The sequence below is a fragment of the Glutamicibacter sp. B1 genome, assembly GCF_039602135.1.
In the GTDB taxonomy this organism is placed as follows: Bacteria; Actinomycetota; Actinomycetes; order Actinomycetales; family Micrococcaceae; genus Glutamicibacter; species Glutamicibacter ectropisis.
The window spans coordinates 1662881-1686958 of the sequence record NZ_CP125942.1; the positions used below are offsets into that span (position 1 = coordinate 1662881).

Below are 24078 nucleotides of genomic sequence, written 5' to 3' on the forward strand. Positions count from 1 at the left end.
ATTGATGGAAGCTGTGGTGTAGTGCTCGCTGGATCTGTTCTTGAAGGCAAATCTTCGGGGATAGAATGGTTAACGAATGGGATGGCTAGACGGTCGCGTGGCAAGTAATTGTCCCGAGGAACGTCCGGGCTCCGCAGAACAGGGTGGTGGGTAACGCCCACTCGGGGTAACCCGCAGGCTAGTGCCACAGAAAATAGACCGCCAGGTTTCCTGGTAAGGGTGAAACGGTGGTGTAAGAGACCACCAGCATCCCGGGTGACCGGGATGGCTTGGTAAACCCCACTCGGAGCAAGGTCAGACAGACTGCGTTATGAGGGCTGTTCGCCCCATGCAGTCGGGTGGACCGCTAGAGGCTGTCGGCAACGACAGTCGTAGATAGATGACCGTCCCGCTTCGGCGCGACAAAACCCGGCGTATCGGCCATCCCATTCATTAATCGTTTTCCTCAGGTGAGATGATTCACAGCACATCGTGCCCTGAATTTTTCTGCGCAGTTTAGAATGGAAAGCGTACTTAGTACTTACGAGGATGATCCTGTAGACCTCGTACCACCGCAAAAGCAATGGTGCTTCCCACGGTGCCAACCGACTTTATGGATCTGCGAGTCGGCTGAATTGGAAGGATTTTCTGTGACCCAGCAGTCTGTCGTTGCCCAGCAAGAATGGAGCGGGCGCGAAGAGCTCGCCGAGGCCATGATTCCACTGATTGGACGCTTGTACCGCAAGAACAATGTGGTCTCGTCCGTCTATGGTCGGAAGCTGATCAACCAGTCCGCCATCGATATCATCAAGGCACACCGCGTCGTGCGCCGCATTGACGGCGAAGAGCTAAGCCTGAAGGCAACCAAAGCCATTCTCGATGAAATTGAAACCCTGAATGTTGGATCGGTTTCCGTTGACCTTGGCCGTTTGAACAAGAAGTTCAAGGAATCTGGTTCCGTAGACCTCAACGCTTTCCTCAGCAACGAACTCGGCGAAAAAGTCGGTCAGGCTGGAGCCACCGATGCAGAACCCAAGGATGTCGTTCTGTATGGCTTCGGTCGAATTGGTCGCCTACTAGCCCGCATCCTCATCGAACGTGGCGGATACGGCCTGCGTCTTCGTGCCATTGTGGTCCGCAAGGGATCCGATGATGACATCGTCAAGCGTGCTTCGCTGTTGCGTCGTGACTCAGTACACGGTCGCTTTGAAGGTTCGATCACCGTCGACGAGGAAAACAACACCATCCTCGCCAACGGAACCCTGATCAAGGTCATCTATTCGAATGACCCAGCTACGGTGGATTACACCGAATACGGAATCGACAACGCTATCGTCGTGGATAACACCGGTCGCTGGCGCGATGAAGCTGGACTGTCCCAGCACTTGCAGGCCAAGGGTGTTGCCCGCGTACTGCTGACCGCTCCAGGCAAGGGCGATTTGAAGAACATTGTTCACGGCATCAACGATTCCTGGATCACCGCCGAGGACAAGATCGTTACCGCAGCATCATGCACCACCAACGCCATCACCCCAGTGCTCAAGGCCCTGAACGACAAGTTCGGTGTCACCCACGGACACGTTGAGACCGTTCACTCGTTCACCAACGACCAGAACCTGATCGACAACTTCCACAAGGGCGAACGCCGTGGCCGTGCTGCTGCGTTGAACATGGTGATCACCGAAACCGGTGCTGCTAAGGCTGTGGCTAAGGCCCTGCCAGAGTTCGAAGGCAAGCTGACCGGTAACGCCATCCGCGTACCAACCCCAGATGTCTCCATGGCCATTCTGAACCTGAACCTGGAGAACGAAACCACCAAGGAAGAGCTCAACGCTTACCTTCGCGAAACGTCATTGACCTCGAACCTGCACAAGCAGATCGACTACATTGACTCCCCAGAGGTCGTCTCCACCGACTTTGTTGGCTCACGCCGTGCCGGCATTGTCGACGGTTTGGCCACCATCGTTTCAGGCAAGAACGCTGTTGTCTACGTATGGTACGACAACGAGTTTGGCTACTCTTGCCAGGTAGTACGTGTGATCGAAACGATCGCCGGAACCCACCCGGTAGCAGTTCCTGCAGTGAAGGCTGAAGCAGTCACCGCCTAAGGAATCATCGCCTAGACTTCGGGATCATGCCCACGCATCCTTGCGTTGGTGCATGGTCCCGAAGTTCTTTAATCTGGTACCAACTAACTAAGCTGTTAGGCTCTGAGCATCAGCGCTAGCGAAAGGTGCCCGGATGGAACGCGAAAGGCTTTTAGCGGCTCGGATGCACAGCCAGCTACTCACAGCGCCTGCCGGATCCGTTCTTGATGCTGCCAGGCACATGTTGGCTACCCAAGCTCAAGACTTTATTGCAGGCCGTTACGCCCTAGCCCAACGCGTAGACCCGATGCCCAACCGGGCACAGGTCAATCAGCTGTTCAATGAGGGCTTACTGGTCCGATCCTGGACTATGCGTGGAACTTTGCACATCGCCTTGGCTGAAGATGCACAATGGTTGGTACAACTAGCCAAGGATCGCACCCTGAGGTCAGCGGCTGCTAGGCATCGTGAATTGCAGATTGATCCTGCAACGATCGACGCAGCGGGAGAGGCGATCTCCTCGTATCTTCGTGACATGGGGCAGGGGAGCAGGAACGCACTCTTTGAACAGTTAGAACAACACGGAATCGGCACGCGAAGCCAGCGAGGGTTGCACCTACTGCTGGCATTAGTCCAACATGGACTGCTGTGCCTAGGTCCTATTCCCGCGGGAGCCAAGCTGGTCGCCCAAGACTTTGTGCTCGTCGAGTCATGGATCAGCAAACATCATGTTCCCGAAGACCCACTACAGGAGCTGGTGACACGTTACCTAGATTCCCATGGTCCAGCCACACTGCGAGATGCTGCCTGGTATTCCGGGCAAACGCTAACAACCATCCGCCACGCCGCAGCCGAGTTGGGCGGAGTGTTGATCAGCGTAGGGAAGGACGGGCGTGGGGAAGACTTCTTGGTGGTAGAAGGATCGCTAGCCCATCAGGCGCTGGAATCCACTGAACCACCAGAACTACCCAGGCGTCTACTAGGACCCTTCGACGAGTACTACCTGTCCTGTGTGGAACGTAGCCTCATCGCCGACACCGAAATGCAGCAACAGATCACCCCAGGGAAGAACGGAATGTTCAACGCCTTTTGGCTTGAACAGGGGCGTGCCTCACAGCTCTGGGATGCAAATATAGCGCCGGCCGATTCGCTCGGCGCGACGCTACATCAGCAGTACCTAGACTTCAGAGCTACCAGTTAGGTAGCCAGAAGCTTAGTGACCAAAAGGATCCTCATCGGTTCCCGGAAGCCACGTATTTCCCGGTACGCCCCAACCCAAAGCCTTCTTCGCCTTCTTCCAGCGCTTGTCCCAACGTGGCTGCAACTTATCCACGTACAAGAATCCATCAAGGTGGTCGTATTCGTGCTGCATAATGCGAGCAAACCAATCATGAGCCTCGAAGGAAATCGGCTGCCCGAACTCATCGAAGCCTTCCACCTTGGCATAGTCCGCACGCTTGAGCGGGTAGTTCAGCCCAGGTACCGACAAGCAACCCTCAGATTCTTCATCAGCATCAGCAGGTGCCTGTGAGACCTTAGAGAGCGTCAGCTTCGGGTTGATGACCACACCACGCTCTGGCGCAGTGTCTTGGTCAGCGTAGATATAGGTGAACAAGCGTAGACCGACACCAATTTGAGGAGCGGCCAGTCCTACGCCGTGTGCTTCGTCCATGGTGACGTGCATGTCTGCAACAAGCTGACGAAGCTCATCATCAAACTCGGTCACCTCTACCGCGCGACGATGTAGAACTGGTTCTCCATAAACGGTGATCTGCCTAATTGGCACGGGATCAGGTCCTTTCAAAAAAACTTAAAGTGCTCGTCCAATAGTTTCACGCATGATCTCGCTTGTGCCACCAAAAATGGTCAACAAGCGTGCAGCAGTGAATGACTGGGCGATGGGGTACTCCATGATGTAGCCGTAACCACCATGAATCTGCAACGCCTTATCGGACAACCGTTTTGCGCTCTCACTAGCCCAAAGTTTTACTTCTGCTGCTTCTTGCGCGTCTAGTTCACCATTATTAAAAGCCAAGACCGCTTGGTCAACAAATGTCTGAGTGACATGGGACTCAGTCTTCAAATTAGCCAGTTCAAATCGGGTGTTTTGATACTGAGTCAATGCTTGACCAAAAGTTGAACGATTCTTTGCATGCTCCAAAGCCTGCTCGAATGCCGCCGTAGAAATCGCCGCTGCTGCGACAGCGATTGCCAGACGGGCCTGTGGCAACTGTTCCTTCACGTAAGCCAGACCCTGTCCAACCTCGCCGATGCGGTCAGCATCGGAGACGCGGACCTCGTCGAAGAAGAGCTCGGCAGTATCTGAGGCGCGTAGCCCCATCTTGTCGAATGGATTGCCGTTGGTGTAACCCTCAGAACGCTCCACCATAAATAGCGAGAACGATGATTCAGAAGCGCGGCCACTTTCCCCATCGGTGCGGGCCAGTACCAATGCGGCGTCACCGAACGCGCCGTTACCAATAAAAGTCTTCTGACCGCTCAACAGCCACTGTTCGCCATCACGCACAGCTTTGGTACGCACCGCGCGTAGATCCGAACCGGCACCTGGCTCGGTGAACGCGCAAGAGGTAATCGTTGAGCCATCGACCATACGAGGCAGCCACTTAGCTTTGAGCTCATCAGAGCCGTAGGCCAATAGGTAGGGAAGTACAAGATCATCGTGAAGGTGGAACGCTAGCGCCACGGCCAAATGACCTGCGCGGACGAACTCTTCATCAAGTACGACGCGGAAACGGTAATCATCGATTCCCATTCCGCCGAATTCTTCGGGAACAGCTAGGCCCAGCAAGCCATTCTCGCCAGCTGACTGCCACACCTCACGCGGAATCTGGTGGTCCTTCTCCCACTGAGCGTATTTTCCAGAGACTTCACGGGTATTGAACTCCGTAGCCAACTCACGGAACTGTTCGTGGTCCTCTTCAAAAAGCGCGCGTTTCACAGGGGGAGTACCTTTCATTGGATGGGAAGGCAGTAAGCAACACAAAGGCTTGCCAAAGTACAACCTCCATTATGGTTGTTTGCTCGAAATCATGCCTACTTGAACCGCTGGTGGCAGCATCTGAGTCCCAAAGTAACGCCAGATGTCTCGAAAAATACGGGGTTAGACCCAAAACAAGGACCGTTTCGAACATAGATTCGAACCCTCGCTTTCACACTTCTGAAATATGACATAACGAGTTTGCTTCAAGCTGCCCATCGCTGGTGGGGGACTGTATGGCGCTCGCCGATAGGCGCGAGTTCCGCTGTAAGTGCGATCATGAGTGAAAGGGCTGAATTTGGAAATCTGATTCTCGTGGAGGAAGTTTCCTGGGTCGTGAACCGTGTCGCTACCATCTGCAATGTGCACCGTGGTGGAGTTCCTTCGAGGAATGCCTTGGTCCACGCAAAATGGTCGAGGTGCCTGAGAAGATGAGAGTGTGGTGTGGGTTTCGCTGATGAGATACGCCAAGATCACGACATGTTGTGAAGAAAAAATGAGGTCCGAGCCTTTCGGAAGAGAAAAATTCTCTTTCCGAAAACTCGGACCTCATACTCGGGGTGAGTAACGGGGTTTGAACCCGCGACCTTCTGGACCACAACCAGACGCTCTACCGACTGAGCTATACCCACCACGTTTGCCTTGAACCAAGTCACAACGTAATTGCGCTTCAACTGAAGGCCTTGGCAACGAGAATTACTATACACCGAAACTTTGCTGAAATACCAATTGAAGATTCAATGCGCCAAGCAACACATTTTAGGTGGGGTAAATTTGAGTCCATGCCTACTACTGCAGAAAAACTTGTCTGGATTGATTGTGAGATGACCGGGCTCAGCCTGGAAAACGATGCGTTAATTGAAGTCGCGGTCCTTGTGACCGATTCTGAACTGAACGTTCTTGGTGACGGGGTATCTGTCGTAATTAAGCCTGAGCCTGAGGCCCTAGAGCAGATGGGTGACTTCGTTCGCAATATGCACATCAATAGCGGGCTGCTCGAAGAGCTCGATGGTGGGGTGAGCATGGAAGAGGCCACCTCAGTAGTCATGGACTATATCCGCGCCTATGCTCCAGAACCTGGCACGGCATTGCTGGCCGGTAATTCTGTTGGCACTGACAAGACTTTCTTGGTGCGCGACATGCCTGAAGTGATTGACCACCTTCACTACCGGATCATCGACGTCTCCACCATCAAGGAACTGAGCCGCCGCTGGTATCCAAAGGCCTACTACTCAGCCCCGGCGAAAGACGGCAATCATCGTGCACTCGGTGACATTCGAGATTCGATTGACGAGCTGCGTTATTACCGTGCCGCGGTCATGGTTCCGGCGCCAGGTCCAACCTCAGAAATTGCCTCGGAAATCGCAGCGGAAATTAAATCGAACCCTTCCTAGAGAAGGATTGAGGGTGCCCCTGGTTGCGGGTGATGCAACCCACAGCCACAGGGGGCGCTTTCGATTGGCCAGCACAAGCAAAGTGTGTGTATAGTATTTGACGTTGCTGAATACGAAGTCAAAGCATAAAAGTGTTTTTGACTTGGTATAAAAGTAAACATGGTGGGTATAGCTCAGTCGGTAGAGCGTCTGGTTGTGGTCCAGAAGGTCGCGGGTTCAAACCCCGTTACTCACCCCATATGATCACCCGATTGGAAACAGTGTTTCCGATCGGGTGTTTTATTTTCATGCGAGATGAGTATGAATTCGAAAATCGTTTAGTGTGATTCGCTTCGCATGCGGGCTGTCCTCCACTGTTCAGATGGTCGTGCATGCTAAAGTTTCGCTTGATTCTTTTGTAATTTGGGGCGCCTTGCGCCCGGCCGCGGGAGAGGTTCGCATCGGGTCCGATGAGGCTTGTCAGCATGCGCAATATCTGTGCGGCAAACCCCCGTTATGAGCGGTGTGAGGACGGCGAGAGGGAAAAGGTGGCGCCAGATATGCGGAAGGAATTCGCAGCGCAGCCCGCGACAGATGCGTCATCGGTGACCGCCCGTCGCGCGGTCATCAATCCGCTCTGGCAAGGACTACTCGGCTCCATATTAATTACCATCGGCTCCTTCGGTGTTGGCTGGCTAGCCAGTGTCTCTCCAATGAACCGTAACGCCCTGTTGATTGCCATTCGTACCGAGTACTCAGGGGTTATCGCCTCCACCGTGGTGATGACCGTGGGCTGTTGGATTCTCTTTCGAGGTTGGCTACGGCTGGGCCAGGTGCACGCCGGCTGGGGTCCTGAATCCTTAAAGGCAGTCAAGAAGGCTGTCTGGATTTGGTCCGCGCCGATGTTGGTGGCGCTACCAATTTTCTCCCGCGATGTCTTTGCCTACATCGGGCAGGGCCGCCTGGTGGATGCGGGGCAGGACCCCTATGTCACTGGCATTTCCTCATTGAACAACTGGTTTCAGCTAGGCACCGACATTACCTGGGCCCAGGATGAAACCCCCTATGGCCCGTTATTCCTCTTGCTCGAATATTGGGTGTTCCGAGCCGTAGGCTCCAGCCCCGATCTATCGGTGCTGCTCTTCCGTTTGATCGCCTTCGTTGGGGTCATCCTGTGCCTGATCTACGTGCCCAAGCTGGCGGCCCTGCACAAAGTCTCCGGCGCAAAGGCCGCCTGGATTACTGTCGCTAATCCGCTGTTCCTGATCAGCTTCGTCGCTTCGGCGCACAATGACGCGATCATGGTGGGACTAGCGGTGGCGGCAACCTACTATGCTGCCACCCGCCGCGGAATCCTCGCCGTCGTGTTGATCACCGCATCCGTGGGTATTAAGCCGATCACCATGGTGCTCTTGCCCTTTATCGGCCTGCTGTGGGCAGGAACCGCAGCAAGCTGGCCGCGCAAGATTCTCTACTGGTGCTACACCCTGGCACTGTTCGCCACCATCATGTTGGCCGTCGGCCTGGCCAATGGCTATGGCATCGGCTGGCTGAAGGTCATGCTGGGCACCGGTACCGGTTCGGTAATCTTCGCCCCGGTCGGCGCCCTTAACGCCTTGCTTTCCGGTCTCTTCGACGCCTTTTCACTACCAACCAACTGGATCCTTCCGGTACTGAAATTTGGCGGTCGCCTGCTTTCGGTCGCGCTGGTACTGGTACTGATTTTTAAAGGTAAGCCCTCACACTTGGTACAGCGCATGGCGTTGGCATTCACCGCCTTGGTGGTGCTTTCGCCGATTGTGCAGCCCTGGTACCTGTTGTGGTTACTGCCCTTCTTTGCTGCTACCGGCATTCGTGATGACTGGCAGATCGTTTGGGTGTACTTCACCACCGCGTTCTTCATTGCTTTCGGCGCTGCCGATCAGCTCTTTATCTGGCAATTCCTCGGCGAACTTGATCCGTGGGTTAAACACCTATCCACCGGCATCTCCTGGGCCGCCATGTTCTATTTGGCCTACCTCGATCCGCGCACACGCAGGTTATTCACCGGGCTGGTTCCGTCCAAAAAGTGGCTGAAGGTTTTCCGCAGCCGCCCCAATAAGGATGGGGTCGCATCATCGTAGCTCCGATCCACCGCGATGACCGGCCATCGGCAAACGCGAAGCAGCGCCTAGCCCACGATGCCAAAGGACCCATAACTCAGGGTCTTTTGGCCTCAATCATGGTGACCTGTGGTTCTTGGGGCGTGGGCTGGTTGCCCTACGCCCAGGCCTCCGTGCTCTCCCGATCGGCTCTGGTGCTTCCCTTACGCGCTGAAACACTCGGCGTCGTGATCTGCACCCTGCTGTTGGCTGTGGGCACAGTACTTCTCTTCCGTGCTTGGCTACGCCTGCGCCAAGGGACACAAGAGCTGGGCGAACAAGCCCTTGGCTTGATGCGTCGTGCGGCGTGGATGTGGTCCACTCCGATGCTCTTATCCTTCCCCATCCTTTCTCAGGACGTGTACTCCTATCTGGGACAGGGCCGACTCATGCATGCCGGACTCTCGCCCTATGAAAATGGGGTGTCTCAGCTTCCGGGCTGGTTTGCCCAGGGGGCAGACTCCTTGTGGGCCGAGTCTTCTTCACCCTATGGTCCGCTGTTTTTGATGTATGCCCGCATGGCGTACTACATCTCCGGGGGCGTGCCAGAATACGGCGTACTCATGATGCGGTTGATTGCGGTAGCCGGTGTGGCTCTGTGCATTTATGCCATTCCTCGGCTAGCGAAGAAACTTGGCGGGGATCCAACGTGGACGTTGTGGGTCTCGGTGGTGAACCCGCTGTTTTTGATGAACATGGTCGGCGGGGTGCACAATGACGGGTTGATGCTCGGCGGGGTTTTGTTGGCTTTCTTGCTCGTGTACCGCAAGCGGCGTGTTCTGGGAAGCGTTTTTATGGCGCTGTCCATTGCGATCAAACCCGTCATGTTACTCGCGCTCCCATTCCTCGGATTGGCCATGCTCAAGCCCGAGGCTCGATTGCGCTCCAAGATTCGTATCTGGCTGTTGATCACCTTACTCACCGCGGTGATCCTTACCGGACTTGGTGCGGCCACCGGCCTATGGTTCGGTTGGATCAGTGGTATGGCTAGTTCCGGGGATGCAGCGTTCCCCTACGCACCGGTCGGGCTCTTTGGATTGTTGATCGGTTGGATCGGATCCTTCTTCGGCGCAAGTATTGGTTCAACAGCCGATGTTGTCTATGCAATCTTCAAAGTGATCAGCATGGCCATTATCGCTTTCTTAGCACTGCGCAAGCCTGCGGGTAATCCATTGCTTTACACGGGGTACGCGCTGGGGGCCAGCGTCTTACTCGCCCCGATCATTCAGCCCTGGTATCTGCTGTGGCTGATTCCCTTCTTTGCACTGGGCAAGAAGTTCAGCGTCACCCGAGAACGCCTGTTGTATGTACTGTGCATGGTGCTGGCGATCGCCGGCGTGGTTGATCAGCTCTCGGTAGCGCAGTGGTTCTCCCTGGTGTGGATGCGAATCTTCGCCGCCCTGGTCGGCCTGCTCTGTGTGGCCTATATGGTGTTTGTTGACGCAAAGACCGCACCACTGTTCGGTCACCGAGGACGCCGGCTGAGCCCACAGACCCGAAAATTCTTAAGAATCCCCGAACCAGAAGAAACGAGGCAACGCAATAGTGATGCAACCGGTTAGGACCTTGTTCAACGCCCGCGAAGTAACGCGTCCGGTGATCCTATGGCTGCTGGTCTTGACCGCGGTCGGCGCCGGCCTTGCGGTACTCAGTAAACAGTGGTGCCGGATCAACGCTTGGCCAGCTGCCGAGCAGCACCTGCACATGTGCTATTCGGACTTCACCCAGCTCTTTGGCACCCGCGGCATGGCCGATAAACTCTTCCCCTACTTCACCGGCCTGCCACCCGAACAGGCACTTGAGTACCCGGTGTTGCTGGCCATTGTTGCTGGTGTGACCGCGATGCTGATCCCTGGCATTGGGTTCTCGCCCGAGCGCCAGCTGGCCTACTTTGATTTGAACTCAGCACTGTCCTTCATCTGCTGGGCAGTGATCGTTGTGGCTATCGCTTACGCGGCTCGAACCCGTAGCCGCGACGCCATCATGGTGGCACTAGCCCCCGGCATTATTCTGACCAGCCAGCTGAACTGGGATCTGTGGGCAGTAATGCTTGCCACCTTGGGCCTGCTGGCGTTCTCCCGCAAACACATCGTATTAGCCGGAGTGCTTTTGGGCCTCGGTGCGGCAGCGAAACTCTACCCGTTCTTCATCTTCGGTGCGATCCTCGTGTTGTGCTTGCGTTCGGGACGCATGCGCCACTTCTGGGTCTCGCTGGCATCCGGTGTGGTGGCTTGGTTGGCGGTCAACGTTCCGTTTATGGTCACTGCCTTTGATGAGTGGAGCCGTTTCTATACGTTCTCCGGGGACCGCCCGGCTGGTAACTCTTCACTGTGGCTGGCCTTCGCCGGTACCGGTATGTCCGGATCCATGATGTCCTTGCTGTCCAATGGCCTGTTTGCCCTGGCGTGCCTGGGTATCGCTTACCTTGGACTCACTGCACAGCGTCGCCCACGCATGGCGCAACTCGCGTTCTTGATCATTGCCGCCTTCTTGCTGCTGGGCAAGGTGTACTCACCACAGTTCGTCATGTGGCTGATCCCGTTGTACGTGTTGGCCCGTCCTAAATGGCGCGAATTCCTGGTATGGCAGGTGGTAGAAGTCTTCCACTGGGCCGTGGTGTGGCTGTGGAGCGCCAAAGCGGTTTCTGATGGCGGCTACTTCGGTGGCAGCTGGACCATCGAAATACTCTATGGGCTAGGCATTGTTGCCCACATGGCGATGCTCATCTACATCTGTATCAAGATCATCGGGGACATCCGTAATCCTGAGCGTGATGTGGTGCGTGCTGAAGGAATCGATGATCCATTGGCTGGCCCGATTGAGAATGCGCCGGACGCCTTCGTCTTGCCTGCAGCAAAGAAGAGTTGATCTTTAGCCAAGAGTCATGGCATAACTAAAGCCGCTGAGCTTCCCTGAGGGGAAGGTCAGCGGCTTTAGTTCTACCAGCAAACTTCATACCGTCAGCATTGATTCAGCAGGTGCAAATACAACTGGCCCACAACACAGTCAGGCCAGGGTATAACGGTGCGTGGTCGAGCGGGGTCTGGGGATAAGCGAAAGGCCCGACACCACGTGGGTGCCGGGCCTGGAAGCTAGCGCTGTAGATAGGAGGAACAAACCGGATCGGTCTTGATGTCCCGATGAAGGACCAGGATGCCTTGATCTTCATCTGCCACCGGTTTGAAGCCCAACTTGGTGGCTCGTTCCAGTGCTTGATCCGGAGTCAGTGGATCCCATCCGCCAAGCTCTTCGACGTTGAAGTCGATGATCATCCAGCTGGATAGGTCATCGCCAATATCTCCATGCAACCCGACGTAGGTGCGGGTGGTCAGGTGGGGGACCACGCTGTCAGCAGCTTCAATACAGACTCCATCAGGAATCATGGCTACGGCCTTCTGCTTCGCTGCGATCAGTTCTGCCGAGGGCCAGCCCTGTCCGGTGATGGTTTTGCCCAGTGGGAAGACCATGGGGAAAAACAGGGTAGCAATGACCGAGATTGATACGAGCCATGCCGGGCCGAAAACGCCTGCACGCTTCCAGTTATAGCGCACGGCGAGCTTATGCAACACGTGGACCGCGGACAAGATCACGATCGGCGCCATGATCGCGTCGTACTGATAAACCGGCGCCCAGGTGTTCAGCCTGTCGTTGAACAAACGAGAGAGGAACAATGGGGCGCCGAGGATCAAATATGGTGACGCGAATGGCAACAACGCCAAGGGTGCAAATGTCAGCAACCACAGGGCCCACTTCAGCTGATGATTAAAGAGGATTGCGATTGACTGGAAGGGGTGAGTGATCAAGAAGACCACTGCCGCGCCAGCAGTGGCACCCAGCGCGGTGTACTGCCAATAGGAGAATTCGCCCTCGGGGGAGAAGAGTGGGATGAGATAGCCGGTGACAATCAAATAGCCCACGAGTCCCAGCACTGCGGTGAGTGCGGCTTTGAACCACTGGCGGTGGAAAAGAAGCACGATGCCTACAGCCACCATGGTGATGCCCATGTCTTCGCGCACCGTCAAGAGGCTGGTGGCCAGTCCCACGACCAACCAATAGCGGCCCTTATCGAAAGCCCAAATGATCCATGCCATGATCGGCACTCCGAAGGCGACTTCGTGGAAGTCCCAGTTCACGATGGCTTGGAAGGGCCACCACAACAGTAGCGCCACGCTGGTCAACAGGGCGCCGAGATGACCGAAGCGAGGTCGGGTGAAGAGGTAGACCGGGATCGCGGTGGAAATCAGCAGCAGCGCTAAGACGATACCGAGCATCCGTGGGTCGTTCCAGATCCAGTAAAAGGGTGCCAGAAGTACCAGGATCGGGTGGAAATGATCACCCAGCAGGTTGAAGTCGACACCCTTGATCGGCACGATCGGTGCCTTGAACATCGCGTACTGACGCGCCGCTTGATCAAAGATGCCTAGGTCGTACCCGCGCGACTCAAAACGCGCAAAACGCAGGAAAGAATGGATAACGTACAAGATTCCTGCCACAAGCATGACCAGTCCAAGGTGCAGCTTGTGGGCCCGGGTCATGGGCGTGGGGGACGAGATAGACATGGATTAAAGCTTATCTACTTGTCGTGACATTGAGCCTATGACGCGTCGGGCCTAGGCGCTGACGTAGCAGGAGCTTGCTCACCTAATTAGCGAAACGGCTTATCTTGCGCACAGCTAGCATCCGGTCTACGTGCTGAACATTCCCAGATACCTTCCAGCCAGAATTCGGGGTTCTGGGGCTAGTGGCGAGTTTTCGTACGGTTAGATAGAAATATGAACACCTTAATCTGGCCCGGAGCGATTGCGATCCTCGGCAGTCTCGTCTTCCTAGGCGCTGCCGGCGTTTTCCTTTTGGCGCTGCAATATCGCCGTCATGGGCGCCTGTCTTGGCGGCGCACTATCACGACCTCGGCGGCCGCGCTCTACGGTTTTGGTCTGTTCAGCTACACCATGTTGCCGCTGCCAGCATCGCGCAGTGAAGCCTGCTATCCCGGTCGCGGCATTCCACAGCTGGTCCCAGGACGTTTTCTTGAGCAGTTTTCTGAAAGCATTGCTACCCGAGGCCTAGCTGGCTTCGCCACTAGCTTCGTTTTGTGGCAAGTGCTGTTCAACGTCATCTTGTTTATGCCCTTGGGCATCCTGGCGGTGCGCTGGTTGCGCGGTAACATCTTCACCGGTCTGGTTCTGGGCTTTGTTGCCTCGCTAACTATTGAACTCACCCAGTACACGGGTATCTGGGGATTGTATGACTGCGCCTATCGCGTGGCTGACGTTGATGATGTCATCGTGAATACTGCTGGCGCACTGATCGGTGCAATCTTGGCTTACCTACCAATCTTCAGCTTCCTCACCGGACCCAAGGATGGGGATGCACGTTCAGCAGCGCCACGCAGGGTCACCAGATCACGACGCGCGCTGGCCAACGTCTTTGATGCCGCCATCACTACCGGGGCAGTCTTTGGTATCACCGGTGCACTGTCATTGATTGAAAAACTGGGTGGGCCGGCCACCAATGAACGATTGATGAACTTCTGGATCCCGTTTGTCGTAGTGATCTTTGTCTTTGTTCTTCCTAGTGTGACCCCAGGTCGTGCCTCGTTAGGGCAACGCTGTGCGTGGCTGACTGTTACTGGTTCAGGGCAAGCCCCAGCCTCGGCGCTACGCGCCCTGTTGCGTTGCCTGTTAGGTTTTGGCGGAATCACATTCCTGTTCCAGGTCTCCACTAGCCTCACCGAGGTTAGTCCTTACCCGGTCCTTAATGTCCTAGTCATGGTCTACATTGCGGTGAGCGCCGTCTTCTTTGTTATTGATCCGCAGCAACGTGGACTTGCTGGGAAAGCTACCGGCACTGGATTCATCGATCGACGTGCCACGTTACTGCGTGAGTTAGACCGGTAATCATTTAGGGCTAAAATGGACTGCGGTGGCTTTAACCTGCGCGGTTGCGGCCATTACACTCGCCTTCGATTACATATCCGAAAACTGAGAAGTTAGGTCTGCCCCGCAGCATGGAAGAAAAAAAGCTTGAGGTCCCGAACGAACCGCACAAGGCAGTCCTAGGAACAGCCGTCGGTGCGACGGTCCTGATTGCCATTGGCGCATTCGTGCTCTCTTTTGCCGCGTTGACCGACTTGGCCGAGCGTTCTGGAATCAGCCCACGACTGGCCTGGATCTGGCCAATCATTATTGACGGTATGATCGTTGCCGCCACCGTGGCCATCGTCGCCCTGAACGGCTTTAACCGTAAGGCCATGATCTACCCTTGGTCGCTGTTGTTCTTTGGCGCCATCGTCTCCACCGCAGCGAACTCCACGCACGCAATCTTGACCGTTGACTCAATCGTCAACGGTGTACCTCCACTGGTATCAGCCCTGGTTGCAGCCATGCCACCAATCGTCCTTTTAGCCATTACTCACTTGACCGTGCACATGTACCAGAAGAAATCTGAAGCAGCCAAGCTTCGTGCTGAACTGGAATATGACGAAGAGCAGGAAAACGCCGAGAAGTACGGTGTTGCCTACGACGATGGTTACAACGCTGCACTGACCGACGCGCAGACCGCCGAAAACGAGCGACTGGCCGAATTGGAGCAGGAACACCAAGATGCTTTGGCCCGCGCCCGCGCCGAGGGTATTGCTAGCGCCCGCGCTGATGCCAAGGTGACGCCAATCAACCAGAATGTTCAGAAGGCCAAGAACGCTGCAGAGCCAAAGGCTGAGCAGAAGAAGGCCGCTGAAGACAAGGCCCCACTGTACGACGACCTGGCCAAAAGCCTGAACCGTCCGTAAGTTTTGTTGAATTTCTTTGTTGAATCAACCCGGCCGGCACATCACGGAGTAAAAGGACTGTAAAGCAACGAGCGGATCAGTAACGAGGAGGCAGTCATGACAGAATCCCAGCATGATTCAAAGAACGATGAGTTCTCTGAACATATTGAGAATTCCGTTGAACAGTACAAATCTGTCACCGGCGAGCTGAATACCGTGATGTCGGCCATGAAGGCCAAGATCCGCGGGCTTTTTGCGCAAAGTGAAGTCCAACCCTTGTTCATCACCGGCCGGGTTAAATCAGCTCAATCATTCCGTGCTAAGGCTTCACGCCGGTTGCAGGAAACCACTGAAAGCGCCCCGGTGTTGGAGTTCCCCAACCCGCTGCGCGAAATCCACGACATGGTGGGCATCCGCATCATCGTGATGTTACCCCATGAAATCCAGCAGGTGGCCAGCCTGATCAAGTCTCACCGAGACTCTTTCGACTGTCGCAGCGACCGCGAGAAAGATATTGGTTCCGTGGAATCGGGGACCTACGGGTACTCATCGCGACACCTACTTCTCAAAACGCGCAGCGAGCCCACCGTTAGGAAATTCCAGGAAGCCCTAGGCAAACCCGTCGTTGCCAGCGGGAACTTCGTCTTTGAAGTTCAGATCCGCACAGTGCTCCAACATGCTTGGAGCGAAATGGAACACGACATCCGCTTTAAGCATCCCGGCGAAGCGGCCTGGAATCCACAGATTGACCGGCACTTCACCGCTACCGCGGCCATGCTGGAAACAGTGGAAGATTACTTCACCGATATCGATGAGCTCTACCACCGACTCAACGGATACCACGACCAGCAAGGTGCTGGGTCCGAACCGTTGACGGGTGACAAGATCGGGGAGATTTGGCAAACCCTGTTGCCACACGTAGACCGCAAACGTGATGACGATTGGTCTTGGGCCGCTGAACTGCTCGACGCGCACCAGATTAGTCAGACCTGGCAGCTAGCCCAGTTATTGGACGCTAACGTGGTCACCGATGTTCGCGCCGCCTTGGACCATCGGTATTCGCCGGGCCCTGACCGGTTGCTCGACGATGTGTTGTTGTGGCGTTTTGGTAAGGAGCACATCGATAAGACCAGCGGGGGAGATCTTCGCCGTGAAGGATCATTGCGCCGTCGTTTAATTCAGATGAAGGACTACCGTTCTCAGCAGGGCCAATAAAACCTGTAAATGTGGGTGCTGGACTGTTAGTTTATGCACTTTGCACCATCGTCGAGGACTTTGACCGGTAGACTAGTTAAGTTGCCCAATTAACGGGCAAGATTATTTTTCACCGCGTGAAAGGGCCACACCATATGATTTCCGTAGCCAACCTTGAGCTACGCGTCGGCGCCCGCCTGCTGATGGACGAAGTAAACTTCCGCATCGACAAGGGCGACAAGATCGGACTGGTGGGACGCAACGGTGCCGGCAAGACGACGATGACTAAAGTCCTCGCCGGCGAGACCCAACCAACCAGCGGTGAAGTGACCCATAAGGGTTCCATCGGCTACCTGCCACAGGACCCGAAGACCCCAAACATGGAGCAGCTGGCCCGCGACCGTATCCTTGGTGCGCGTGGACTGGACGTTGTCCTGGGTAAACTGGCCAAAAATCGTGAAGAAATGGCCAGCGAGGACCCACAGGTTTCAGCCAAGGCCATGCGCCAGTACGACCGGTTGGAAGCAGAATTTATTGCTGCCGGTGGCTATTCGGCAGAGTCAGAAGCTGCTGCGATTTGTGCCAACCTTGATTTGCCAGATCGAATCTTGGATCAGCCGCTGCGCACCCTCTCCGGTGGTCAGCGCCGTCGTGTTGAGTTGGCCCGCATTCTCTACTCGGATGCCGAAACCCTACTTCTTGACGAGCCTACTAACCACTTGGACGTGGACTCGATCAACTGGCTGCGCGACTTCATCAAGAACTACCCAGGTGGTGTCCTGATGATCAGTCACGACACCGGGTTGATGGAAGCCACCGTCAACAAGGTTTTGAACCTTGATGCTAACCGCGGTGTCGTTGATGTTTACAACATGAACTGGAAGCGCTACAAGGTCCAGCGTGAAACCGATGAGCGTGCCCGCAAGCGCGAGCGTGCCAACATCGAAAAGAAGGCATCCGTACTGCTGACCCAGGCGAACCGCATGAAGGCTCGCGCCTCCGGAGCCTCTGCTGCACAGTCTATGCTTAAGCGTGTTGACCGTATGCTCTCTGGTCTTCAGGAAGAGCGTGCTTCGGATAAAGTGGCAGCCCTGCGTTTCCCGGATCCAGCTCCCTGTGGCAAGACTCCTTTGATGGCTGAAGGGCTGTCCAAGGCCTACGGCTCTCTGGAAATCTTCAACGACGTATCGCTGGCCATCGACCGCGGATCCAAGGTAGTGATCCTTGGGCTGAACGGTGCCGGTAAGACGACCTTGCTTCGCATGCTTGCAGGTGTCTCCGAGCCAGATACCGGAAAAATTGTTCCCGGCCACGGTCTGAAGATTGGTTACTTCGCACAGGAACACGACACCCTGGATCCTGAAGCGACCGTGTTGGAAAACATGCGTCGCAATGCACCAGAGCACCTCAATGATGCTGAGGTGCGTTCGATTCTTGGTTCCTTCCTGTTTGTTGGCGATGATGTGAGCAAGCCAGCCGGAGTACTCTCCGGTGGTGAAAAGACTCGTCTGGCATTGGCCACCATCGTGGCTTCCAGTGCTAACGTGCTACTGCTTGACGAACCGACGAACAACTTGGACCCTGCTTCTCGTGCTGAGGTGCTCGGTGCACTATCCACCTTCCCTGGTGCCGTGGTGATGGTCAGCCACGATGAGGGCGCAGTGATGTCCTTGAAGCCAGAGCGTGTGGTCATCTTGCCTGATGGTGACGAAGACTTGTTCAGTGAAGACTACCTAGAACTTGTTTCGCTGACCTAGCACTAACTGTTCTTCATAAGATCTCGTAGGCTTGGCACAACACCTCATGAAAGGGTTGTGCCAAGCCATGAGTTTATCTAGGGGAGCAACGAGGGTGCTGTTCGGTGGAGTCTTGCTCGCGGGGCTGGCGATTACAGGATGCTCGACGCCAACCGCGGACACGGTTAACGCCCAATGGAGTTTGATAGATTCCACCCTGGTGACGCCTGCGAGCACAAAACTTGAACTTGGTGTCATGCGCATTGCTTGCTCTTCTGGAAACACCGGGGAAGTCACCGGAACTCAGGTCGACTATTCCGCAACGACAATCAGCATCGGGATCGTGGTTGAACCCTTGGAGGACAAGCCACAAAGCTGTCAGTCCAATGAGACAGTTCCCTTCACCTTGGAACTGGAGGAACCAGTGGGGCAGCGGACTCTGATTGATGCCTCATGCGCGCGAGAAGATCAACCCGCGGATGACTCGCAAGGCTGCGCGGAGCACGGTCTACGCTGGCAGCCGTGAATTATGGTTATTAGAGCTCAACTACCGTGAATCGCTAGGGGACTGCGATACATCGTCAAGCATGGCGTCCTCGATGGCCTCATCGGTCAACGATCCATCACGACGGAATTTCTTCTCTTGCTTAGCCCGGACTTTTCGAACCTTGTGCACTGGTTCATCAAAGCCCAAAGCTCGGGCCTCAGCTAACTCGGCAGCGTCTTCGGCATTCAACTTCTTTTGCTGCCTAGCTGCATACCAGAAGCCAACAAACGCCAGCACACCAAAGGCGTACCACTGGAACTCGTAGGACAGATGTGGTCCCTCATCCATATCAGGGGCGTCCAAGGGCTGCGGCGATGACGCCGGAGCTGGATCTTCCTGATACATGATGCCGTAAGCGCCCTGCGCAATGTCGTAATCGACGTGCTGCGCATAATCCTCAAGCTGGATCGAAGCGATCTGTCCTTCAGGAGCGCCGCGATCCAGGCGTACCTCTCCTGGTTTCAGGCGAGCTAGAACCGTGACCTCACCCGTGGGAGGCGCTGGTACATCATCGGGGTGACCGCTCTGTTCATCACCGATAGGCAGGTACCCGCGGTCAATGATGACCACCTCACCCTGCTGAGTTTTAAACGGAACAAGCACCTCGTAGCCAGGGCGGCCAGCCTTGATGCGATTTCGGACAATCAGGGTGTCGTCCGTTAAATAGCTTCCGGTGAGTTCGACCGTCATCCAGGTCTTCTCTTCAGGAAGCTGATTGAACTTTTCCAGGGCTTGAGCTCCAGAAACTGGATCCGCAAAATAATTGCGATTGACGCGCTCAATTCCGGTCAATACCTGTTCCCGACGGTTTGCTTGCCAATTGCCCAAGCTAACGCAGGCGGTAGCAAAAATGGCCACCAAGATCAGCCAGCCGACCCAACGGGTGCTTGCTAGGAATCGATACATTTATTCGGCGCCTCCAGTAGTTCCTGGCAGCGGCAGCGTTTGCCGGTAAAGCAGGCGTTCTTTGAGATAGTTTTCCAGCCACTCCTGATGTTCGGAGCAGGCCAGCCAGATTTTACGGCGTTCAGGGGTATGAATTTTGGGGTTGTTCCACAGAAGTTGGAATTCAGCCTGGTTACGGCAACCCTTGCGTGAGCACTGAACCTCAGGCGTGCTTTGAGGCTGTCCCAGTGAACCTAATAAATCCACTAGTCCTCCTCGGTTGGCTTGCTGGGCTGTTCAACAAATGTTCCGTCAATAACTTCGTCTTGCTGCTCTGCTGAAGCTGCAGAACCTTCTGGCGCAGAGAGCTGGCCTGGATCTGGAGCCTTATAAAACTCGGCTGGCGGCTCTCGCTTTGTTAGGTCCGCGCCGCCATTGGCAACCACCACAGCAATGTAGGGCAGAACAACAGCGCCTGCGATAAAGACCCAACGCAGCCAACCTTCAAAGAAGAAGGCGAGAATGAAGCAAATCATGCGCACGGTCATCGAAATCGTGTATTTGCGCACACGGGTATCGCGTTCGGAAGTGTGCGATTCACGAGCTTCGGTGATGCGGTGGACTCCCGGTTCACGAGATCCGTGATTCATGGGCTGAGATGACATGTAGATGACTTCACTTTGCTGAACGGAAACTTCTTCCATTGTCTCACTTGTGGCACCGAGAGTGTAATTTCTACGCGCTGTCGAAGCGGTAAAACTGGTCAGTAACTAATAGGATTGTTCACGGAGAAGCTACTTAACTAGGCAAAGTGCGTCGCACGAGGCATGGATCACACGATTGGTTGTACCTGCCTCGACGCATGAATGGAGAAATACATTGACTACGGAACCAACTACTGGCCGCAGCGTCCTTGTCACCGGCGGAAATCGCGGTATCGGGCTGGCTATCGCTCGTGCCTTCGAAGCCAACGGCGACAAGGTAGCGATCACCTACCGCAGCGGCGAGGTTCCTGCCGGCCTTCTCGGAGTTAAAGCTGACGTCACCGACAGCGCCTCCATCGATGAGGCCTTCAAAGAGGTTGAAGCAACTCACGGTCCGGTAGAAGTATTGGTCGCCAATGCCGGTGTCACCAAAGACACCCTGCTATTGCGTATGAGCGAAGATGACTTCACTTCGGTGATTGATACCAACCTCACCGGTGCCTTCCGTGTCATCAAGCGAGCCACCAAGGGTATGATCCGCTTGAAGCGTGGCCGCGTGGTGCTGATTTCCTCGGTGGTTGGCCTCTACGGTTCCCCAGGACAGATCAACTACGCCGCTTCCAAGTCCGGCCTGGTCGGAATTGCCCGTTCGCTGACCCGTGAACTCGGCTCGCGCGGAATCACCGCCAACGTCGTAGCACCAGGATTCATCAATACCGAGATGACCGCCGTGTTGCCTGAAGATACTCAGAAGGAATACTTGGCTAATATCCCAGCCAACCGTTTCGCTGAACCTGAAGAGGTAGCCAACGTGGTTCGTTGGGTTGCTAGTGACGAAGCGGCCTACATTTCCGGTGCCGTGATTCCAGTTGACGGCGGCCTAGGCATGGGCCATTAAAAAGCCTTCCTGCAGCACTTAGTGCTGTATGAGATTCAATTTTCCCTCAGATCCAAGGAGAACATTCAAGATGAGCGAATTTAAGGGTGCCGTAGTTACCGGCTCTTCGCGTGGAATTGGCGCCGTGACCGCACAGTTGTTGGCCGAGCAAGGCATTGGCGTTGTGGTGAACTACCGCGCCAAGGCACCACGTGCCAACAAGATCGTTGCAGCCATCGAAGAAAAGGGCGGCAAAGCAGTAGCTGTTGGAGCTGACCTGACCACTCCAGAAGGCCCAGTTGCTCTGGTTGATGCAGCAGTTGAAAACTTCGGCTCGCTGGACGTCGTCGTCCTGAACGCCTCCGGTGGCATGGAAACGTCGATGGGCGAGAACTACGCGTTGCGCCTGAACCGTGACGCTCAGGTCGCCATGCTGGAAGCAGCTTTGCCAAAGATGAGCGAGGGTGGCCGCGTAGTCTTCGTGACCAGCCACCAGGCACACTTCATCAACGAGGTTTCCACCATGGACGCCTATGACGCAGTTGCAAAGTCCAAGCGCGCCGGTGAAGACGCACTGCGCGAGATGATTCCAAAGCTCACCGAAAAGAACATCAGTTTCGTTGTTGTTTCCGGTGACATGATCGAAGGAACCATCACCGCAACCCTGCTCAACCGCATGGAGCCAGGCGCCATTGATGCCCGTCGTGAAGCCGCCGGCAAGCTGTACTCCGTTGAGGAGTTCGGTGCCGAAGTGGCCAAGATGGTGTTTGCTGACGTAGAGACCGGCCACACCGAGCTGGTTGGTGGCGCGGGTGACTTCCTGGAGCAGTCAGGAAAGTAAATTTCATCGTAGCTAGATAAATAGTTATCAATAGTTGGTGTCTGACTCCCGAAAAGGGAGTCAGACACCAACTGTTTTAAGCGAAACCAAAAGAATACCGCCGGATCTCTTCTTGAAAAGACATCCGACGGTATTTGTTTCTATGAATTTTTATGGCTTTTTGCCGCAAACGATCTTGTTCCATGGGCTGTAAGTCCAGCTCTTGGTTTCTGCAGGAAGCTTCTTCGACCCATCGATGGCCTCGCGGTATCGAGTGATATCGATGGTGAAGCCCTTCTGACCGCCAGATTCAGCTACACACTTCTCGGCCTCGTTGTACTTGGTTTCAGGATTGGTCAGGTTGTACTTGCCTGAGCTCTTTTCAGAGACCTTCCAGTACTTCGTGGACCACAAGCGTGTATGTACCGCATCATCGGAAACCCACGCCTGAACCATCACACCGTAAGGAGTGTTGTTTTCCCAGATCATATCGATCTGTCCCTCCCAGAGGGTGGCTTCTCGTCCGGCAGGGTAGCGATCGAACCAACGTGAGTGTGGCTTGTGGGTAATGTCGTCATAACCTGCAAGGAATCCTACGTTGTACATCATCGTGGAAATCTGCGACAGTCCACCACCCACGGCTTCAGAACTAAATCCGTTCTCAACCACGCCAGAACTAAAGTAGCCGTTAGCTGTAGTGATTGGGCCCAAGGTGTTGAGCAACGAGAAGCGTTCGCCTGGCTTGACGATGACGCCAGTGACTCGTGCAGCACCAGCCTTGAGGTTCTTAGTGCGAACCGTGTCAGATGCAGGGTAGGGAGTCGAGAAATCGACGATGGCATCCTTGACGCCCAACTTCTTGGCGTCCGCGGTGGTGAAGTCGGCCTCGGTTTCGGTCATCTTCACTTCAGCGGTGCGGTTATCGGTCGCACTTGCTGCCAGAACCTTGGCGCCCAGTCCGTCGGTTTCCAGCGAGATACCCTTGGTGGATTCCTCGATGGACGGCTTGCCATTCTTCAAGACGATCTTTGCATCTTTAGCAGTGCTTGAGAGATCAGAGTTCTTGGTGGCAGCTTTGTACAACTTCTTGTCGTCCAAGGTGAGCGCGGGGGCTCCGTCCTTCGGGGTATAAGTTGTCGCCGCAGCGATTGATGCTGTGGAAAGCTTTGCCTTCTTATCACCAGAGGCCAGTGTCACATCGCCCTTGAGTAGCTTCGTGACTTGATCGTCGTAGAACTTTTGCAAAGTGTCAGCCGAGATCTCAGGATTCACGACATCTGCAGGAAGTTCGATCGGTGCACCACCGATGGACCAGTCGTCACTGATTTTTTTGGCAGCCTCATCATTCTTCAGTGCCACGCCATCTACAGGCTTAGAAAGTTTTGCGGCACCGTTGGCAAATTCGATTTTGCCTTCGGTTACCTCAGCATTGGCCTTCTTAGCCAGAGCCTCAATCTGCTCTGACAGCTTGTCCTGATCAACGTTCAACTCAGGAGTTACTTCATAGTCGCCTGTCAGGCGCTCATAAAGCTTCACTGGGTTCACGGTGTACGAAGTCAGATCGTTGACCGTATCGTCAACGTTAAGGCTGAGCCCAGCCTTCACCGGATCAATGGTGTAGTCCTTGGCGTTGACGGTGACCTTAATGGGTTCCTCTGCCAGTGGAGCGACGACTCGCTCAATTTCAGCACGCGCCTCATCACCGTTCATCGAGCCAATATTAACGCCGGCAATTGAAGCATTGGCTGGAACTTGGGAACTGATAAAAGCGGCTGCACCGAAGTACGCCGCACCTACGGCCACCACACACGAGCCTGCAATGATCCAAGGCTTAGCCTTGCTTTTTTGCTTCTTTTTATTGTGCGAAGAGTTATTAGGCGTAGCCGGGGTACTGTCCTGAGGAGGGGTCTGCACGGGTTTTAGAGTTCTTTCGAAAAGCGTTAGGGTTTAGCCGCTTGGTCGAGGTATGTA

General features: G+C 55.1%; 20 protein-coding genes, 2 tRNA genes and 1 other RNA gene. 15 read left to right on the forward strand and 8 right to left on the reverse strand.

Annotation, left to right across the window (positions count from 1 at the left end):
• Positions 1-77: 77 nt before the first annotated feature.
• The 3 genes from rnpB to QMQ05_RS07690 all read left to right on the forward strand — a co-directional run bounded on the left by rnpB (position 78) and on the right by QMQ05_RS07690 (position 3267).
• Positions 78-432: RNase P RNA component class A (rnpB, locus tag QMQ05_RS07680), an RNA gene on the forward strand.
• Between the two features lie 197 nt (positions 433-629).
• Positions 630-2087 carry a glyceraldehyde-3-phosphate dehydrogenase gene (locus QMQ05_RS07685; protein ID WP_345474365.1) on the forward strand — a complete coding sequence of 486 codons (1458 nt, stop codon included), beginning with the start codon at positions 630-632 and terminating at the stop codon, positions 2085-2087.
• A 133-nt stretch (positions 2088-2220) separates the two neighbouring features.
• Entirely contained in the window at positions 2221-3267 is a 1047-nt protein-coding gene (locus QMQ05_RS07690) for a winged helix DNA-binding domain-containing protein (RefSeq protein WP_345474367.1), read from the forward strand.
• Positions 3268-3279: 12 nt separating this feature from the next.
• Here QMQ05_RS07690 and def read toward each other — a convergent pair whose 3' ends face one another.
• The 3 genes from def to QMQ05_RS07705 form a co-directional block, all read right to left on the reverse strand.
• Positions 3280-3852 (reverse strand): peptide deformylase, encoded by a 573-nt coding sequence (gene def / locus QMQ05_RS07695; RefSeq protein WP_345474369.1) that lies wholly within the window; start codon positions 3850-3852, stop codon positions 3280-3282.
• Positions 3853-3876: 24 nt separating this feature from the next.
• On the reverse strand, positions 3877-5025 hold the full coding sequence (locus QMQ05_RS07700; protein WP_345474371.1) for an acyl-CoA dehydrogenase family protein: 1149 nt from the start codon (positions 5023-5025) through the stop codon (positions 3877-3879).
• Positions 5026-5623: 598 nt separating this feature from the next.
• A tRNA-His gene (locus QMQ05_RS07705) sits at positions 5624-5696 on the reverse strand.
• A gap of 150 nt (positions 5697-5846) precedes the next feature.
• Here QMQ05_RS07705 and orn point away from each other — a divergent pair.
• The 5 genes from orn to QMQ05_RS07730 all read left to right on the forward strand — a co-directional run bounded on the left by orn (position 5847) and on the right by QMQ05_RS07730 (position 11446).
• The gene (gene orn / locus QMQ05_RS07710) at positions 5847-6458 is read left to right on the forward strand and encodes an oligoribonuclease (RefSeq protein WP_345474373.1); all 612 of its coding nucleotides are present in this window, start codon (positions 5847-5849) and stop codon (positions 6456-6458) included.
• 162 nt (positions 6459-6620) lie between these two features.
• Positions 6621-6696 (forward strand) — tRNA-His (locus tag QMQ05_RS07715).
• A 301-nt stretch (positions 6697-6997) separates the two neighbouring features.
• Positions 6998-8560: a polyprenol phosphomannose-dependent alpha 1,6 mannosyltransferase MptB gene (mptB, locus tag QMQ05_RS07720; protein ID WP_345474375.1), complete on the forward strand. Its 1563-nt coding sequence runs from the start codon at positions 6998-7000 to the stop codon at positions 8558-8560.
• A gap of 86 nt (positions 8561-8646) precedes the next feature.
• Complete coding sequence (gene mptB / locus QMQ05_RS07725) at positions 8647-10140, forward strand: polyprenol phosphomannose-dependent alpha 1,6 mannosyltransferase MptB (protein WP_345474377.1); 1494 nt, start codon at positions 8647-8649, stop codon at positions 10138-10140.
• Entirely contained in the window at positions 10127-11446 is a 1320-nt protein-coding gene (locus QMQ05_RS07730) for a glycosyltransferase family 87 protein (RefSeq protein WP_345474678.1), read from the forward strand. Before mptB (QMQ05_RS07725) ends, QMQ05_RS07730 begins: the two co-directional genes overlap by 14 nt.
• Positions 11447-11670: 224 nt before the next feature.
• Here the strand turns inward: QMQ05_RS07730 and QMQ05_RS07735 are convergent, their stop codons facing one another.
• Positions 11671-13137: a DUF2079 domain-containing protein gene (locus QMQ05_RS07735; RefSeq protein ID WP_345474379.1), complete on the reverse strand. Its 1467-nt coding sequence runs from the start codon at positions 13135-13137 to the stop codon at positions 11671-11673.
• A gap of 213 nt (positions 13138-13350) precedes the next feature.
• Between QMQ05_RS07735 and QMQ05_RS07740 the strand changes: the two genes are divergently transcribed.
• The 5 genes from QMQ05_RS07740 (at position 13351) to QMQ05_RS07760 (ending at position 18800) form a co-directional block, all read left to right on the forward strand.
• Positions 13351-14475 (forward strand): VanZ family protein, encoded by a 1125-nt coding sequence (locus QMQ05_RS07740; protein ID WP_345474381.1) that lies wholly within the window; start codon positions 13351-13353, stop codon positions 14473-14475.
• 110 nt (positions 14476-14585) lie between these two features.
• Positions 14586-15365: a DUF2637 domain-containing protein gene (locus QMQ05_RS07745; RefSeq protein ID WP_345474383.1), complete on the forward strand. Its 780-nt coding sequence runs from the start codon at positions 14586-14588 to the stop codon at positions 15363-15365.
• A 96-nt stretch (positions 15366-15461) separates the two neighbouring features.
• Positions 15462-16559: a GTP pyrophosphokinase gene (locus tag QMQ05_RS07750; RefSeq protein WP_345474385.1), complete on the forward strand. Its 1098-nt coding sequence runs from the start codon at positions 15462-15464 to the stop codon at positions 16557-16559.
• A 134-nt stretch (positions 16560-16693) separates the two neighbouring features.
• Positions 16694-18295, forward strand: coding sequence for an ABC-F family ATP-binding cassette domain-containing protein (locus QMQ05_RS07755; RefSeq protein ID WP_345474387.1), 1602 nt, complete (start codon positions 16694-16696; stop codon positions 18293-18295).
• A 67-nt stretch (positions 18296-18362) separates the two neighbouring features.
• Entirely contained in the window at positions 18363-18800 is a 438-nt protein-coding gene (locus tag QMQ05_RS07760) for a hypothetical protein (RefSeq protein ID WP_345474389.1), read from the forward strand.
• Positions 18801-18821: 21 nt separating this feature from the next.
• On the opposite strand, the gene QMQ05_RS07765 is transcribed toward QMQ05_RS07760, so the two are convergent.
• Genes QMQ05_RS07765 through QMQ05_RS07775 form a run of 3 tightly spaced genes read right to left on the reverse strand, consistent with a single transcriptional unit; the run spans position 18822 to position 20410 of the window.
• A complete protein-coding gene (locus QMQ05_RS07765) occupies positions 18822-19727 on the reverse strand; it encodes an SURF1 family cytochrome oxidase biogenesis protein (RefSeq protein WP_345474391.1) in 906 nt (301 codons plus the stop codon).
• Complete coding sequence (locus QMQ05_RS07770; RefSeq protein ID WP_058254245.1) at positions 19728-19973, reverse strand: hypothetical protein; 246 nt, start codon at positions 19971-19973, stop codon at positions 19728-19730. It abuts the gene before it with no gap.
• Positions 19973-20410, reverse strand: a complete 438-nt coding sequence (locus QMQ05_RS07775) for a DUF3099 domain-containing protein (protein WP_345474395.1) — start codon at positions 20408-20410, stop codon at positions 19973-19975. The genes QMQ05_RS07770 and QMQ05_RS07775 overlap by 1 nt, the downstream gene beginning before the upstream one ends.
• Positions 20411-20585: 175 nt before the next feature.
• Here QMQ05_RS07775 and QMQ05_RS07780 point away from each other — a divergent pair, with 175 nt between their 5' ends.
• Positions 20586-21308: a beta-ketoacyl-ACP reductase gene (locus QMQ05_RS07780; protein WP_058254247.1), complete on the forward strand. Its 723-nt coding sequence runs from the start codon at positions 20586-20588 to the stop codon at positions 21306-21308.
• 70 nt (positions 21309-21378) lie between these two features.
• Positions 21379-22128, forward strand: a complete 750-nt coding sequence (locus QMQ05_RS07785) for an SDR family oxidoreductase (RefSeq protein WP_345474398.1) — start codon at positions 21379-21381, stop codon at positions 22126-22128.
• Positions 22129-22278: 150 nt separating this feature from the next.
• Here QMQ05_RS07785 and QMQ05_RS07790 read toward each other — a convergent pair whose 3' ends face one another.
• A complete protein-coding gene (locus tag QMQ05_RS07790) occupies positions 22279-24021 on the reverse strand; it encodes a VanW family protein (RefSeq protein WP_345474400.1) in 1743 nt (580 codons plus the stop codon).
• Positions 24022-24078 lie beyond the last annotated feature (57 nt).

Excerpts from the sequence above, each read along its gene's own strand:
- QMQ05_RS07785 (WP_345474398.1), top strand. The coding sequence starts at position 21,379 with ATGAGCGAATTTAAGGGTGCCGTAGTTACCGGCTCTTCGCGTGGAATT.
- orn (WP_345474373.1), top strand. The coding sequence starts at position 5,847 with ATGCCTACTACTGCAGAAAAACTTGTCTGGATTGATTGTGAGATGACC.
- QMQ05_RS07765 (WP_345474391.1), bottom strand. The coding sequence starts at position 19,727 with ATGTATCGATTCCTAGCAAGCACCCGTTGGGTCGGCTGGCTGATCTTG.
- QMQ05_RS07735 (WP_345474379.1), bottom strand. The coding sequence starts at position 13,137 with ATGTCTATCTCGTCCCCCACGCCCATGACCCGGGCCCACAAGCTGCAC.
- mptB (WP_345474375.1), top strand. The coding sequence starts at position 6,998 with ATGCGGAAGGAATTCGCAGCGCAGCCCGCGACAGATGCGTCATCGGTG.
- QMQ05_RS07740 (WP_345474381.1), top strand. The coding sequence starts at position 13,351 with ATGAACACCTTAATCTGGCCCGGAGCGATTGCGATCCTCGGCAGTCTC.
- QMQ05_RS07775 (WP_345474395.1), bottom strand. The coding sequence starts at position 20,410 with ATGGAAGAAGTTTCCGTTCAGCAAAGTGAAGTCATCTACATGTCATCT.
- QMQ05_RS07730 (WP_345474678.1), top strand. The coding sequence starts at position 10,127 with ATGCAACCGGTTAGGACCTTGTTCAACGCCCGCGAAGTAACGCGTCCG.
- QMQ05_RS07760 (WP_345474389.1), top strand. The coding sequence starts at position 18,363 with ATGAGTTTATCTAGGGGAGCAACGAGGGTGCTGTTCGGTGGAGTCTTG.
- QMQ05_RS07750 (WP_345474385.1), top strand. The coding sequence starts at position 15,462 with ATGACAGAATCCCAGCATGATTCAAAGAACGATGAGTTCTCTGAACAT.
- QMQ05_RS07745 (WP_345474383.1), top strand. The coding sequence starts at position 14,586 with ATGGAAGAAAAAAAGCTTGAGGTCCCGAACGAACCGCACAAGGCAGTC.
- QMQ05_RS07690 (WP_345474367.1), top strand. The coding sequence starts at position 2,221 with ATGGAACGCGAAAGGCTTTTAGCGGCTCGGATGCACAGCCAGCTACTC.
- QMQ05_RS07755 (WP_345474387.1), top strand. The coding sequence starts at position 16,694 with ATGATTTCCGTAGCCAACCTTGAGCTACGCGTCGGCGCCCGCCTGCTG.